Raw genomic sequence first — 14906 nt, 5'->3', positions numbered from 1 at the left:
CAACCCTCACGAAAGAACCAACAACAAAACAACACATAACCTTCCTCCGCCGACTATATGCTTTTTAAAATGTGCGAAACTTGACGGACACTACCGACGGGATTAATTGGATGCGCGGGATGCGGACGGGAGTGGAGGCACAGACAGGAATGTCTGTGCCACCTTGATTGGGGTTTTCGAGTTGGTTGGTAACGTTGGGGCAGGGCGCTGGAATTGCAAAATATCAATTCTCCGCCACACTCTTCCGCCTTCCTGGCGAGCGATTAATAAATTGTAAATTATTGCGAAAAATATAATTGTGAAAACCCGTTTGCGATGCTGGGATTTCGGGTGTTCATTTGGTTTCTTCCGCAATCATAACCCTGAAAATTCAAAAGCGCCCACACTATGAATGCTTATGTCGCTGAACTCGTCGGAACCGCCATCCTCGTCCTTCTTGGTAATGGCATTGTCGCAAACGTGAATCTCACCAAGTCCAAGGGCAACGGCGGGGGCTGGATCTGCGTGGCCGCGGGCTGGGCCTGCGCCGTGGCCATCGCCGTCTATGCCACGGGGCGCTTTTCCGGGGCGCATCTAAATCCGGCCGTCACCCTCGCGCTCGCCAGCATTGGGAGCTTCGGCTGGGGGCAGGTGCCCGAATACATCGGCGCGCAAATGGCCGGCGGCATCATCGGCGCGGTTCTCGTTTATCTGACCTACTTTGCCCACTGGGGCGTGACAAATGACGCCGCCACCAAGCTCGCCTGCTTCTCCACCGCTCCCGCCGTGCGCCGGATGAGGCCCGCCTTCGTCACGGAGGTGATCGGGACCGCGGTTCTTTTGTTCGGCATTCTGGCCTTTGGAAAAGTGGCTTTGGGCGCGCCCAGCGGACAGGAGGCGTGGGCCGCGGTTGTGGGCACTTGGTTTGGCCCCGCGTTGGTCGGCCTGCTTATTTTTTCCATCGGCCTTTCGCTCGGCGGTCCGTCGGGATATGCGATCAATCCCGCGCGTGACTTGGGCCCGCGCATCGCCCACGCCGTGCTTCCCATTCCCGGAAAAGGCTCATCCGACTGGCAGTATTCCTGGGTGCCCGTCGTGGCCCCGATTGTCGGCGGCATCATCGGCGCGCAACTTTTCGTTTTGCTCGGGTTTTAGGGCTAAAAATTTAACCACGGAGAACACTGAGATACACGGAGGGAAAACAAGAATGCCAGAGAGCCAGAGGCCGGAAATCCAGATCAAGTCCCAGACGTTCAGCTTCTCCTCCTCTGTGCCGCTCCGTGTCCTCCGTGGTTAAAAAACAGGACACAGTATTTCAGGATAACTTCTTAATCCACTCCACTCATCGTTAAAAAGTCCATCGTCATTCAACATCATGAGCTCCCAAAAATATATTCTGGCCCTCGACCAGGGCACCACCAGTTCACGCGCCATCGTTTTTGACCATTCGGGCCGGATCGTTTCTGTCGCGCAAAAGGAATACCGGCAGCATTATCCGAAATCCGGCTGGGTTGAGCATGATCCGTTCGACATTTGGGCCAGCCAAAGCTCCACGGCGGCGGAGGCCGTTTCCAAGGCCGATCTCTCAACCGACGCCATCGCCGCGGTCGGCATCACCAACCAGCGCGAGACAACGGTCGTCTGGGATAAGGAGACGGGCAAGCCGGTTTACAACGCCATCGTCTGGCAGGATCGCCGCACGGCCGATTATTGCGCCGAACTTCAAAAGCAGGGCGTCGAGTCCATGATTCGGGAAAAAACCGGCCTGCGCATCGACCCGTATTTTTCCGGCACCAAAATCCGCTGGATACTTGAAAACGTGGACGGCGCGCGCGCCCTTGCCGACAAGGGACGCCTGCTTTTCGGCACCGTGGACACATGGCTGATCTGGCAGCTCACGGAGCGCAAGGTGCACGTCACCGATGCCACAAACGCCTCGCGCACCCTCCTGCTCAACATCCACACCGGCGATTGGGACGACGACCTGCTCAAGCTCCTCGGCATTCCCCGTTCCATGCTCCCCGAGGTCAAGTCCAGCTCCGAGGTGTATGGAAAAGTCGCCCCCGCGATTTATCCCGGCGGGGTTCCGATTGCGGGCATCGCCGGCGACCAGCAGGCCGCGCTTTTCGGCCAGGCATGTTTCGAGCCGGGCATGGTCAAGAACACCTACGGCACCGGCTGCTTCACCCTGATGAACACGGGGACGGAGGCCGTCACCTCGAAAAACAACCTTCTCACCACCATCGCCTGGCGCATCGGCAACCGCACCGAATACGCGCTCGAGGGCTCGGTCTTTATCGGCGGCGCGGTCGTGCAATGGCTGCGCGACGAGCTCCGCATCGTTTCCACCGCGCAGGAAGTTGACCGGCTCGCCGCCACCGTGCCCGATGCCGGCGGCCTCTACATCGTGCCCGCCTTCACCGGACTTGGCGCCCCGCACTGGGATCCCTACGCCCGGGGCCTCGCCGTCGGCATCACGCGCGGCACCAATCGCGCGCACTTCTGCCGCGCGGCCCTCGACGCCATCGCCTTCCAATCCGCCGACCTCATCTCGTGCATGGAAAAGGACAGCGGACTGACGCTCTCCGAGTTGCGCGTGGACGGCGGCGCCAGCCACAGCCAGCCCCTGCTCCAATTCCAATCCGACCTGCTGGGCAGGCCCGTGATCCGCCCGAAATGCGTCGAAACCACCGCGATGGGGGCGGCCTATCTGGCCGGCCTCGCTGTCGGCTACTGGACCAGCCGCGACGACATCACGAAGAACTGGCAGGTTGACCAGGAGTTCAAGCCCGACACCGTGCGCAAGGACATCGACACCCTGCGCACCGGCTGGAACCGCGCCCTCGAACGCTCCAAGGGGTGGGAGTTGGGAAGCTAGGGCACGTTTGGTTTGTTTGGTCGCATCCTCAAAATATCAAAAGGAAAGGATTGAGGTGGTTTTCAGCTTTTCTCACTAAACTCGTTTTTTTAACACCTTAATGATTTTCCCATAAATGTGATTAATATTAAACTGCGATGCAGACGGGTGGTATGAGTTTACGACAATAGTTCCATCAATAAGCTCAACTTCCGATCCGCGATGTTTAGGAGTGAACACCTTCATGTCGAGCACCAGAGAATCATACGTTACGCCACCGCAGCAAAAAACAATATCAGGATACAGCATCTTTAGCTGTCGTGCTAAATACGCGGCATTTCTGACCGAATGTTCCCGTATGACTCGATCATCACTTCGTTTAGTGGAGCCATCCGTCGATGTTTTCTTAATTTCAATTTGGGCAATTTTAGAATATGCATCTCTCAACTCATTTGCGATGCTTCTGAGCGGCGGGAACTGTTTGATTGCCGTCCCTGTATTTGAAAAATAAAATAATCCATAGGCGAGTTTCGCTATGTTGTGATTAAATTTTGATGCATCCCACCCATCGGGATCTCCTATTACCGGGCAACAATCGCATCCTAGGTATCCATATGTTTCTTTCGCGAGGAATACGATTTTGGGAGACATTGTTTTCCAAGAATCTATAGAAATTGGACCATCCCAAGCGAAACCATTTTCCGGACCATCTATTTTCGTTGTAAAAGTTTTGAATTCTTTGAGGAATTTTAGATATTCTGTTTTATTAAACATATAGATATATAGATTTTTAATTAACTACTCGGAATGCGACGTAAGTTGCTACACTTTAGAAGTGACTGCATTCTCAATACTGGTCAATCAAAACCTAAGGCGGGTAGCCTTTTGCTTTTTGACATTAGCGGTGCCGTCTGCACGAAGGGATGCATCGCAAGCTTTCGCAGCCAAATTCAGACATGGGTGAGTCGCCCGTGCCACTCAAACCATTTCTTGCGCAGGCATGGTGAGGTGCGGTAATGTGCGCACGCGGGCGGCAACTGGGCATCGATTAAAAACTTCATCGCGAGGCTAAATTCAGCACCGGATGGTTAAATCAAAATTTGCAGGGGTAAAAAGAAGGCGCTCCCGGGTTCAAACCGCCGCGGCGGCTTGCGCGAGCAGTGCTTTGCGGCGGGCGGTGTCGCGTTTGCGGTCGGTGGGGATTTCGAGCACGCGCACGCCGCGCTCGGGGAGCGTCGAGATGAGTTCGGTGAACTGCGTCCAGCTTTCGATGCGCGTATGCGCGACGCCGTAGGTGGCGCAGAGTTTGGCGAAATCGATGTTTTGCGGCGTGGCGAAATATTCCTCGAACGGCGGATCAAATTGCGCGACGGGCAGGTGCTCGAAGATGCCGCCGCCGTTGTTGTTGACGAGCACGATGGTGAGGCTGCCTCGGGTGCGCGCCGCGTTTGCGAGCAAAAAACCGTTGGTGTCGTGCAGGAGCGAGAGGTCGCCGGTGAGCAACACCGCCGGATTGCCCGCGCCGTGCGCAACGCCGAGCGCGGTCGAGAGCGTGCCGTCGATGCCGTTTGCGCCGCGATTGTGGTGGATGAAATGGCAGCGGTCGTTTGCGGGCCAAAAATACTCGGCGTCGCGCACGGGCATGGAGTTGGCTATGAAAATGCTCGTTTGCTTCGGGAGATGTTTCGCGAGCAGCGACGTGGCGCGCGGCTCGAACAGGTCGGTGTCGGCGATGGCGTCGAGCGCGTCGTCGAGCGTTGCGCGCGCGGATTTTTCGGCGCGCGCCCAGGCGTCGCGGTAATCGTCGGACGCGCTCTTGGGAGGCTCCCTGAAGGGGGCGATGTGGTTGCCGCGCACCCAGGTGGTCCGGCAGTGCAGCGCGTCGCGGTTGTGAAAGGTCGGCGCGACCATCAACACGGCGGGTTGCGTTTTCTCGATCCAAGCGCGCAGGATTTTGCTCGTCGGCCAGCCGCCCGCGCACAGGACAAACGCGGGCGCGAGCGATGCGGCGGCGGCCTCGTTGCGCAGTATCGCGTCGTAGGCAGAAACACGGATGACGCCCGCGCTCGTCTCGAAATGCCGCTCGTGCGAAAGGGCGTCCGCCAGCACGGGCCAGCCCGTCGAGGCCGCGATCTCGGATGCGTTTTGCACGCCACCGGGACCGGCGATGATGAGGCCGCGTTTTTCACGGCTCAAATCGCGAATGGGCGCGAAGACGGTATTGTCCGAGCATTGCGCGCCGGTGTCGAAGTGTTGCCAGTTGTCGTGAAAAAATTCGGTCTCAATGCGCTCGCGGTCAGCGATTTCCTTGTCCTCGACCGGCGGCAGCGGATCGCGGAAGGGCGCGTTGAGATGCACGGGGCCGCGCTCGGGCTGCGTCGATCTTGCCACCGCGAAGGCGATGGTCTGGCGCAGGTAGCGCAGGCGCTCGATCGCGGGCTCGGGCACGGCGAGCTCGTGATACCAGTTCACGTGCGAGCCGTAGAGTTTTTGCTGGTCGATTGTCTGGCCGGACGAACACTCGCGCATCTCCGGCGGGCGGTCCGCGGTGATGACAACGAGCGGCGCGCCGCTTTCTTGCGCCTCGATGATTGCGGGGAAAAAGTTGGCCGCCGCCGTGCCGGAGGTGCAGACGAGCGCGACGGGGCGCATGGAGGATTTTGCAATGCCGAGCGCGAAAAACGCGGCGGAGCGTTCGTCGAGGACGGGATGGGTTTCGATTCGCGAGTGCCTGGCGAGGGCGAAGACGAGCGGCGTGGAGCGCGAACCGGGCGAGACGACGGCTTGTTGCACGCCGCAGCGGTGCAGGGTTTCGGCGAGCACGCCGCACCAAAGCGAGTTGGTGTTTCGAAAATCGAGTTCGTTGAAGCCGGGCATGGGGGTTATTTGGAAACCGCAAAGCCGCGCGAATCAATGCGAATAACAAGCGGTGTTTTTAGTCAGCACGGAGACACGGCGGGCGCGGGGAAAAATCAGGGAGAAAATTATTCCAATTTTGAAACGCCGGTTTTCCGGTGTTCTTGGCGGCGAATCGATTCATCCCAGCAATGCGTCGCGGATGGCGCGGAATTTGATTTCGGTTTCCTCGAACTCCTTTTCCGGCGATGAGCCGGCGACTATGCCGGCGCCGGCGTAGAGGCGCGCGCTCGGGCCGTCGATGAGGGCGGAGCGCAGGCCGACAAAGAACTCGCCATTGCCGTGCGCGTCGATCCAGCCAATGGCGCCGGCGTAAAGGCCGCGGGGGAAACCTTCGAGTTCGCGGATGCGCGCGACGGCGGTCTCGCGCGGCGTGCCTCCGACGGCGGGCGTGGGATGCAGGCGGGCGAGCGCATCGAGCAGGCGCACGCCGTCGGGCAGTGGCGCTTCGACGGGCGTGTGCAGATGCTGGACGTTGGCGAGTTTGCGCAGGCCGGGTTGCGCGGGGTGGGTGAGTTTCAGGCCGAGCGGCTCGAGGCGGCGGCGGATTGAGTCGAGCACATGGCGTTGCTCGCGGACGTCCTTTTCGTTGTGGAGCAGGGTGGCGCCGAGCGCGGCGTCCTCGCTTGCCGACGCGCCGCGCGGCGCGGAACCGGCGAGCGCCTCGGTGAGGAGCCGGCGGTCGCGCACGCGCAGGAGCCGCTCGGGGCTCGCGCCGATGAAGCTCTGGCCGCGTCCGTTTGCGAGCGAGAAGCTGTAACAGTCGGCGAAGCGCTGGCGCAGGCCGTTGAGGATGCGCAGCGGGTGGAGCGGAGCGGCGTCGGGCGCGGCGAAGTCGATGGCGCGCGCGAGGACGATTTTGTGAAACTCGCCCGCCGCGATGAGCTCAAGCGCGCGTGAAACAGCGGCGCGGTAGCCGGAGGTTGCGGCGGCGCGGGTTGCCAGTCCGCGGGGCAGGGTGGTTTTTCCCATGCCCGGGCTGGCCGCCCGCGCCACTTTCTGGTGCGCGTGCCAGACTTTTTTGGTGAGGGCGGTAATGTCTGAGTCGGGTGTGACGATAAAGTTCGCCACGGCGGTTGTGCGTCCGTTTGCCAGGGCGACTTGCCAGCGGGGGACAAATATGCCGGCGGATTCAAAGGGCTCGCCGGGTTCGGTGTCGTTGAAAAATGAATACGCCGTGAAAAAATGCGGACCGGCAAAAGGCGCCGTCTGGTCGCCGACGGCGATGGCGTCGGCGAGCGTGGCGTCGATGAATCGCTGGCAGTCGGCGAAGCGTTGTCCGCCGCGGGCGCTGAATTCGAGAACGGCCTCGGCCCCGGCGAGCGCGCAATTTTCCGCGGGGCGTTCGACGTAGAAATGACGCTCGTTCGGCTCGAAGATCAATTCGAGCACGGCGAGCGGATCGAGCGCGGGGACTTCGAGCGTGATGCTGACCAGGCGCGGACGGTTGATCGCGACGGCCAGTGCGCGGCATTGTTCGAGAAAGTCGAGCAGCGCGGCGGGATTGGCGTTGGCGGTCGGGTCGATGGGCAGAATCGTCATGAGGTGGCGCGGTGGTTCGTTTTTTAGCGGCGGAGTTTTTTCAACACAGTTGTCCGGAGTGCTGCAATTCTTTCGCCGCGGCTCAAACGAGCACTATTTTCACGCCGTGGTTTTTTATTGTTTCGAACCAGTGTCGGTTTTCAGGGTGGTCGCTGGTCACGAGCACGTCCACGTTTTCCCAGGGCGCCATTTGCGTGAGGCCGAATTTGCGGAACTTGCTGTGGTCGGCGAGCATGACGCGCAGGGAGGCGTTGCGCATCATCAGGCGGACGGTGGCGACGAGCGTGTCGGAGGTGTCGAGCAGGCCTTCCTCGTCCATGCCGCGCGCGGAGAAGAACACCACGTCGGCGCGGTATTCGCGCAGGGCGGCCTCGGTGCGCGGGCCGTAGAGCGCGTCGCCGCGCAGGTCGAGCGTTCCGCCGGGCAGGAGTATCTCGGGGCCGCCGCCGGACGAAAATCGCTGCATGAACGAGCCGCAGACGTTGATCGAGTCGGTGATGATGGTTCCGCTGCGAATGTGCTGCGTGAGCTTGAGCGTGGTCGAGCCGCCGTGGATGAACGCGACTCCGCCCTTTGGAAAAAACTCGATCGCGCGCGCGGCCAGGCGCGCCTTTTCGTCCTCGAACCAGCGCTCGCGCATGACGAAGGGCAGCGAGCCGTCGCCGCCCACCGGCAGGCGCCGGAGTCCGCCGTGCACGCGTCGCGCGAGGTTGGTTTCGGCGAGCCTGATGAACGCGCGACGGATGGTGGCCGCGCTTCCGCCGACCAGTTTCATCGCCTGCTCGGTCGTCAGGAAATCGCAGGCTTCGAGTTGTTTCAATATGGCTTCTTCGCGGCGTTTGTTCATGGCTCGGGATTGATGAAAATGGTTTGTTTTTGATACTTAAAAAAACGCTCAAAAAACAATCGAAAATGCGCGCAAACGCTCATTTCGTTTGAAAATAAAGATTTTTGAAGGGCAAATCGGGCTGAAATTGCTTGAGTGCTCAATTTCGGGGCGGAAAAATAAGGCACACTTTGCAACGACCCCGGTGGCTGCCTCATTTCCGCGGTTATTGGTCATGGTCGTAGTTTCATTGTCCCAAAATCGTAACAATCAATTCGCCCAAAAATAACCCGCCATGAAGAGAACACTCCCCGTTAATCCCGCCGGACTGGCCGCCTTTGTCCTGTTTGCGTTGACGGCTTCCGCCTCCATCGCCCCGCTCGCCGCGCAACCTGAATTGCACACGACAAACATCCGCAGCGCGGCGGAACTGCGCGCGTATTTCCGCCATTCGCCCGACAGGGACATCGTCATCGCCGGGCATCGCGGCGGCGTGATGAAGGGGTTTCCCGAAAACTGCATCGCCTCGTGCGAAAAAACACTCTCGCTCATGCCCGCGTATTTCGAAATCGACACGCGCATGACGAAGGACGGCGTCATCGTGCTCATGCACGACGCCACAATCAACCGCACCACCACCGGCAAGGGCCGCGTGTGCGATTACACTTACGCCGAGCTGCGGGAGTTTTTCCTCAAGGATCGCGAGGGCAATGTCACCAAGCACAAAATCCCGACGCTCGACGAGATGCTCGCGTGGGGCGAGGGCAAGACCGTCTTCAACATCGACAACAAGGACGTGCCCTGGGAGGTCATGGTCGCCAACCTCAACGGCAAGTGGAAGCACTACCGCAACCTCATGTTCTACGTGCTCACGTTGCGCGAGGCGCAGTATTACGCGCGGAACAACCCGAATGTCGGCTTCTTCTACGAGATCAGCGACGACGCCATGTATGACGAGTTCGCCGCCTCCGGCATCCCGTGGAACCGCATCGTCGCCTATGTGCGCAATACGATGGACCCGAAAAAACGCGCGCTCTACGAACGCATTCGCGCCAACGGCGTGATGTGCCAGGTCGCCCTCGCGCCCACCGCCGACAAGGGCAAGACAATCGACAAACGGATCGACGCCTACCTGAAGGAAATCGCGCGCGGCCCCGACATCATCGAGACCGATTATCCGTCGAGCTTCGTCGCCATGCCGCTCAATCGCGGCAAAAACGCCGGCTCGCCGAAACCCAAGCACACCGTGCACATCAAGAGCATGGCCGAGTTGCAGGAGTATTTCCGCTACTCGCCCGAAAAGGAAATCATCATCAGCGGGCACCGCGGCGGCATGATGAAGGGGTATCCGGAAAACTGCATTCCCTCGTTCGAAAAAACGCTCTCGCTCATGCCCTCGTTTTTCGAGATCGACCCGCGCATGACGAAGGACGGCGTGCTCGTGCTCATGCACGACGGCACGATCAACCGCACCACCACCGGCAAGGGCAAGACCGAGAACTACACCTATGCCGAGCTGCAGCAGTTTTATCTGGTGGACCGGCAGAAAAACGTGACTCCGTATAAAATCCCCACGCTCGACGAGGTGTTGGAGTGGGGCGCGGACAAGGTCGTGTTCAACTTCGACAACAAAAAAATCCCCTGGCAGGTCTATTCCGACAACCTCAAGGGCAAGTGGTCGAAATACCACAACATCATCCTTTCCGTGCGCTCGCTCGAGGAGTGCCTGTTTTATTACGAGCGCAACGACAACGTCATGTTCTGCTGCGAAATCGGCGACATGAAACAATACGAGGCCTATCGCGACTCGGGCATCCCGTGGAACCGCATCATGGCCTACGTGCGCTACAAAATGGACCCCGAGCACCAGAAAGTCTACGACCTGCTCCGCAGTCACGGCGTGATGTGCATGACCGCCATCGCGCCCACCTCCGACAAGGTCAAGCCGTTCGAGGCGCGCATCGAGGCCTACAAAAAGGAACTCGCGAGCAACCCCGACATCATCGAGACGGACTATCCCGCCGACTTCGCAAACCTCTCCAGAAAACGCACGAAGAAATGATGATTATTACGAAAAAACTGAAATCATTTTGGAGTGCGGTGGCAGAGCGAAGCGGCGACACCGCTTTGAGCGATATGCGAAATTGATTTGTATGCGAAAGCGGCGTCGCCGGGCTTCGCCCTCTGCCGCCGCACTCCAAAAAAGGAAACCCATTTTCTCAAACCAACCAACATTCACCACACCACACACATATATGAGCACTAGCGAAACTCCCGCAAAACAAACCATAATCACCATCGTTGGCTCCGGCATGATGGGTTCCGCGCTTGTCTTCCCCGCGAGGGAAAACGGCCACACCGTGCGCCTCGTCGGTTCGCCGCTCGACGGCGAAATCATCGACGCCTGCCGCAAGACCGGGCGCCATCCGAAGTTCGTGAAGGATTTCCCGGCGGGCGTGGAATATTACAAGATTGAGGAGCTCGACAAGGCCATGGACGGCGCCGACCTGCTCGTCTGCGGCATCAGCAGCTTCGGCGTCGATTGGTTTGCCGAATACATGCTCCCGCGCATCCCCGAAACGCTGCCCGTCGTCTCGGTCACGAAGGGACTCATCGACGACGGCACCGGCCAGCTCATTTCGTATCCCGAGTATTGGGCGCGCCGCGCCGCGCCGCGCAAGCTGCGCCTCAACGCCATCGGCGGCCCGTGCACCAGCTACGAACTCGTCGCGCAAGACCAGACCGTGGTGACGTTCTGCGGCGAGGACATCGAGACGCTCCGCTGGATGAAAGGCCTGATGCAGCGCCCGTATTATCACATCGCCGTTTCGACCGACGTCATGGGCGTCGAAACCGCCGTCGCGCTCAAGAACGCCTACGCCTACGGCGTGTGCATCACGGTCGGCGCCTGCGAGCGCGTTTACGGCATCGACAGCATCCCGCACTACAACTCTCAAGCCGGCGCGTTCGGGCAGTCCATGCTCGAAATGCAAAAACTCATGCGCCTCCTCGGCTCCAGCAACGACGAGGCGCTCGCCGTCGGCATCGGCGATTTGTATGTCACCGTCTTCGGCGGACGCAACCGCCTGCTCGGCAAATTGCTCGGACGCGGCCTGCCGCTCGATGCCGCGCTGAAGGAGCTCGAGGGCATCACGCTCGAGGGCAACGTCATCGTCGTGCGCATCGTGAAGGCGCTCCGCGCCTGGGCCGCTCAAGGCAAGGTTGACCTCGCCGAATACCCGCTCATCGCCCACCTCGGCGAGGTGCTCATCGACAACAAGCCCGCGAACATCCCGTGGGAGGCGTTTGTCGCCGAGAAGCGCTGAGAGAGCTTTTATTAAGGAGCGCAAAACAATATCGGCATGAAAACACGAAATAGCCGTTTGTGCATCCCCAACGGGGATGGGGCTCCTAGCCCGGGGTTGGCGCGAGTTGCGAGCGCCTACCCTGGGTGCCATGAAAAAGAAAACACAACCCTGAAGGGGTTGCGCCCTCTGAAAACGCACGCAACGCATGCAGGCCGCAACCCCGTTGGGGTTGTTTATTGTATTCATTATACCCAGGGTAGCTCGCAATGCTCGCAACCCTGGGCAAGGAGACGGAAGCCCGTTGGGCTTCATTAATGTCCCTTTTATTTCGAGAAAATTAACAAATAAAACCCAATATGAATAATCCTCACCCGAAAATTTCACACGCGCGTTTTCTTGCGCGCATCGCCGCCGCATTTCTCGTCCTGGCCGTTGGCACGGCGTTCGCGAAAGTCACGCATCCCGACATCACGCCCGCAGCGGGCATCGACCTTTACGGCACGATTCTCGACGACGTCGGCGCGCCCGTCGCGGGTGTTGTTGTGAGTGACGGCTTCCAGTGCGTCGCCACGGACGCCCGGGGCGTTTACCAGATGAAGCGCAACCCGAAGGCGCGCATGGTGTATTACTCCACGCCGGCGGAATACGTCATCAACACCACCGGCAAGCCCGGCAAGGGCGGCCTGGGGCAGTTTTACGCAAAACTCGGCAAGGCCCAGCGCTACAACTTCGACCTCGCGCGGCTGCCCGCGCCCGAGACGGAGTTCACGCTCATCGGCGTCGGCGATCCGCAGGTGCGCTACTTCTCCGACCTCGGGCGTTACAAGGACGAGACCGTCGCCGATCTCCGCGAGTTTGCCAAGGCCTCGCGCCTGCCCTGCTACGCGATTCTTCTCGGCGACATCGGTTTCGACACCATGCACTACCTCCAGCCCATGCGCGAAATCAGCGACCGCGCCGGGATTCCCTACTTCGCCGTCATCGGCAACCACGACCACGACGAAGCCTTCACCAACGACCACGAGGCCGGCGCGGGTTTTGAGGCGGTTTTCGGCCCGCTCAATTTTTCCTTCAACCGCGGCGGCGTGCACATCATCGGCATGGACGACATCATCTACAACGGGAGGCTCAACTACAAGAGCGGCATCACCGACGAGCAGATCGAGTGGTTGCGCCAGAGCCTGAGCTTTGTGCCGAAGGACAAAATCATCGTCCTCGCCTACCACGCCCCGTTGCGCGAAAGCGGCTCCCAAAACCGCGAGAAGTTGATGAAGCTCTTCGAGGGTTACGCGGAGGTTCACATCATGGCCGGCCACACCCACTATCACGAAAACTACATCATCAAAAAACCGATCAAGGCCTACGAGCACATCCTCGCCACCGCCTGCGGCGCGTGGTGGCGCTCCACGCTCAACGCCGACGGCGCGCCGAACGGCTTCGGTGTCTTCACCTTTAACGGAAACAAGGTCTCCGACTGGTATTTCAAGGCCGTCGGCCACCCGGTCGGCTTCCAGATGCGGCTCTATCCCGGCGACATGAAATACGGCGGCCCCGGCGGCAAATTCTCCTACGGCAAAACCGCGAACGACATCGTCGTCGATGTCTGGAACGCCGATCCCGCGTGGAAAATCGTCGCCTACGAAAACGGCGTCGAGGTCGGTCCGTTGAAAAAACTCCCGCGCATGATCGACGCCTACTCGGCCGGCTACCATGTGGGCGTGGTCCAGCGCTCGCTCAAAAGCTATGGCGCCGGCGGCGACGGCAAAGGCACAAACCGGCACCTCTATCTCCACACCAAAAAGGATCCAAACGCCCGCGTCGAAATCCGCGCGACGGACCGCTTCGGAAAAACCTACGCCGAGAGCGAACTCACCACCGACGTCGCCGACGCCGCGCCGCCCGCGGCGCGCTGAGGCGCATCATCCCGATGACCATGCAACGCACAATGCACGCATTCACGCGCATCGCCGCCGCCTTTCTCATCCTGGTCGCTGGCACGGCCTTCGCGAAGGTCGCGCACCCCGACATCACGCCCGCCGCGGGCATCGACCTTTACGGCAGCATCATCGACGAAACCGGCGCGCCCGTCGCCGGCGTTGTCGTGAGCGACGGCTACCAGTGCGTCGCCACGGACGCGAAGGGCGTTTATCAAATGAAACGCAATCCGAAGGCGCGCATGGTGTATTACTCCACGCCGTCCGATTACGTTGTCAACACGCTCGCCAAGCCCGGCGACAAAGGCGGCCCGGCCGCGTTTTACGCGAAGCTCGACAAACGCGACGGGCAACAACGCCACAACTTCGACCTCGCGCGCCTTCCCGCGCCCGAGGGGGAGTTCACGCTTGTCTGCATCGGCGATCCGCAAACGAAACGTGACGAGCAGATCGTGCGCTACAAAAAGGAAACCATCGACGACCTCCGCGCGTTCGCCCGCGCCTCCAGTTCGCCCTGCTACGCCATCCTCCTCGGCGATGTTTGCGGCGACGCCATGGACCTGCACCTCCCCATGCGCGACGCCACCGCCCTGGCCGGCATCCCGTTTTTCGCCGTCATCGGAAATCACGATCACGACGCGTCCGTCAAGAACGACGACCACAATGCCGGCGCGCCCTTCGAGTCGGTTTTCGGCCCGCTCAACTTTTCCCTCAACCGCGGCGGCGTCCACATCATCGGCATGGACAACATTCTCTACAACGGCAGCAAAAACTACAAAAGCGGCTTCACCGACGAGCAGGTCGAATGGCTGCGCCAGAACCTGAGCTTCGTGCCGAAGGACAAAATCATTGTCCTCGCCTATCACGCCCCGCTCGGACACGGCAACGCGCAAAACCGCGAGAACCTCATGAAACTCTTCGAGGGTTACGCCGAGGTCCACCTCATGGCCGGCCATTCGCACAACCACAGAAACACCATCATTAAAAAACCGATCGCCGCCTACGAGCACGTCACCGGCACCGCGTGCGGCGCGTGGTGGCGCTCGGTGCTCAACACCGACGGCACGCCCAACGGCTACGGCGTCTTCACCTTCAACGGAAACAAAGTCGCCGACTGGTTCTACAAGGCCAACGGACGCGGGCGCGATTACCAGATGCGGATGTATCGCGGCGACGCGAGCTTTGGCGGCCCCGGCGGCATGTTCTCCTACGGCAAAACCGCGAACGACGTCGTCGTCGATGTCTGGAACGCCGACCGCAAGTGGAAACTCGTCGCCTACGAAAACGGCGTCAAAGCCGGCGCGCTGAAAAAACTCCCCCGCATGGTTGACGCCTACGCCGCCGGCTATCACGCGGGCGTGCTCAACAACCAAAGGCCGGGCTACGGGCATGTTCCTCCCGGCACGAACCAGCACCTCTACCTGCACACCAAAAAGGACCCCGACGCCCGCGTCGAAATCCGCGCGACCGATCGTTTCGGAAAAACCTACACGCTGGACAAATACACCACCGACCTCTCCGACGCCGCGCCGCCGCGTTGACGC

Annotated in this window: 9 protein-coding genes and 1 pseudogene; 6 read left to right on the top strand and 4 right to left on the bottom strand. The window is 60.2% G+C overall.

The features are described from left to right. Positions 1-381: 381 nt before the first annotated feature. Positions 382-1134 (top strand): annotated as a pseudogene (locus M2103_RS04165) (MIP/aquaporin family protein); the annotation flags it as partial. Positions 1135-1354: 220 nt separating this feature from the next. Continuing rightward, positions 1355-2857 carry a glycerol kinase GlpK gene (glpK, locus tag M2103_RS04160; protein ID WP_277508932.1) on the top strand — a complete coding sequence of 501 codons (1503 nt, stop codon included), beginning with the start codon at positions 1355-1357 and terminating at the stop codon, positions 2855-2857. 75 nt (positions 2858-2932) lie between these two features. On the opposite strand, the gene M2103_RS04155 is transcribed toward glpK, so the two are convergent. The 4 genes from M2103_RS04155 to M2103_RS04140 form a co-directional block, all read right to left on the bottom strand. Then, a complete protein-coding gene (locus M2103_RS04155) occupies positions 2933-3610 on the bottom strand; it encodes a hypothetical protein (RefSeq protein ID WP_277508930.1) in 678 nt (225 codons plus the stop codon). A 357-nt stretch (positions 3611-3967) separates the two neighbouring features. Beyond that, complete coding sequence (menD, locus tag M2103_RS04150) at positions 3968-5713, bottom strand: 2-succinyl-5-enolpyruvyl-6-hydroxy-3-cyclohexene-1-carboxylic-acid synthase (RefSeq protein WP_277508929.1); 1746 nt, start codon at positions 5711-5713, stop codon at positions 3968-3970. A 159-nt stretch (positions 5714-5872) separates the two neighbouring features. Beyond that, entirely contained in the window at positions 5873-7294 is a 1422-nt protein-coding gene (locus M2103_RS04145; protein WP_277508928.1) for an isochorismate synthase, read from the bottom strand. 82 nt (positions 7295-7376) lie between these two features. After that, the gene (locus M2103_RS04140; protein WP_277508926.1) at positions 7377-8141 is read right to left on the bottom strand and encodes a DeoR/GlpR family DNA-binding transcription regulator; all 765 of its coding nucleotides are present in this window, start codon (positions 8139-8141) and stop codon (positions 7377-7379) included. Positions 8142-8415: 274 nt separating this feature from the next. Between M2103_RS04140 and M2103_RS04135 the strand changes: the two genes are divergently transcribed. The 4 genes from M2103_RS04135 to M2103_RS04120 all read left to right on the top strand — a co-directional run bounded on the left by M2103_RS04135 (position 8416) and on the right by M2103_RS04120 (position 14903). Continuing rightward, complete coding sequence (locus tag M2103_RS04135) at positions 8416-10182, top strand: glycerophosphodiester phosphodiesterase family protein (protein WP_277508925.1); 1767 nt, start codon at positions 8416-8418, stop codon at positions 10180-10182. A 193-nt stretch (positions 10183-10375) separates the two neighbouring features. Next, complete coding sequence (locus M2103_RS04130) at positions 10376-11446, top strand: hypothetical protein (protein ID WP_277508924.1); 1071 nt, start codon at positions 10376-10378, stop codon at positions 11444-11446. A gap of 338 nt (positions 11447-11784) precedes the next feature. Then, positions 11785-13341, top strand: a complete 1557-nt coding sequence (locus M2103_RS04125) for a calcineurin-like phosphoesterase family protein (protein WP_277508922.1) — start codon at positions 11785-11787, stop codon at positions 13339-13341. Between the two features lie 20 nt (positions 13342-13361). Next, positions 13362-14903, top strand: coding sequence for a calcineurin-like phosphoesterase family protein (locus tag M2103_RS04120; RefSeq protein WP_277508921.1), 1542 nt, complete (start codon positions 13362-13364; stop codon positions 14901-14903). The last annotated feature ends 3 nt before the right edge of the window (positions 14904-14906 follow it).

The organism is Ereboglobus sp. PH5-5 (assembly GCF_029504805.1).
In the GTDB taxonomy this organism is placed as follows: domain Bacteria; phylum Verrucomicrobiota; class Verrucomicrobiia; order Opitutales; family Opitutaceae; genus Ereboglobus.
The sequence above is the reverse complement of the archived record's forward strand: the minus strand, read 5'-3'. Positions and strand labels throughout refer to the sequence as shown.

Bases quoted from the DNA above. Each gene is read 5' to 3' on its own strand.
- glpK (WP_277508932.1), top strand. From the start codon at position 1,355: ATGAGCTCCCAAAAATATATTCTGGCCCTCGACCAGGGCACCACCAGT.
- M2103_RS04155 (WP_277508930.1), bottom strand. From the start codon at position 3,610: ATGTTTAATAAAACAGAATATCTAAAATTCCTCAAAGAATTCAAAACT.
- menD (WP_277508929.1), bottom strand. From the start codon at position 5,713: ATGCCCGGCTTCAACGAACTCGATTTTCGAAACACCAACTCGCTTTGG.
- M2103_RS04145 (WP_277508928.1), bottom strand. From the start codon at position 7,294: ATGACGATTCTGCCCATCGACCCGACCGCCAACGCCAATCCCGCCGCG.
- M2103_RS04140 (WP_277508926.1), bottom strand. From the start codon at position 8,141: ATGAACAAACGCCGCGAAGAAGCCATATTGAAACAACTCGAAGCCTGC.
- M2103_RS04135 (WP_277508925.1), top strand. From the start codon at position 8,416: ATGAAGAGAACACTCCCCGTTAATCCCGCCGGACTGGCCGCCTTTGTC.
- M2103_RS04130 (WP_277508924.1), top strand. From the start codon at position 10,376: ATGAGCACTAGCGAAACTCCCGCAAAACAAACCATAATCACCATCGTT.
- M2103_RS04125 (WP_277508922.1), top strand. From the start codon at position 11,785: ATGAATAATCCTCACCCGAAAATTTCACACGCGCGTTTTCTTGCGCGC.
- M2103_RS04120 (WP_277508921.1), top strand. From the start codon at position 13,362: ATGCAACGCACAATGCACGCATTCACGCGCATCGCCGCCGCCTTTCTC.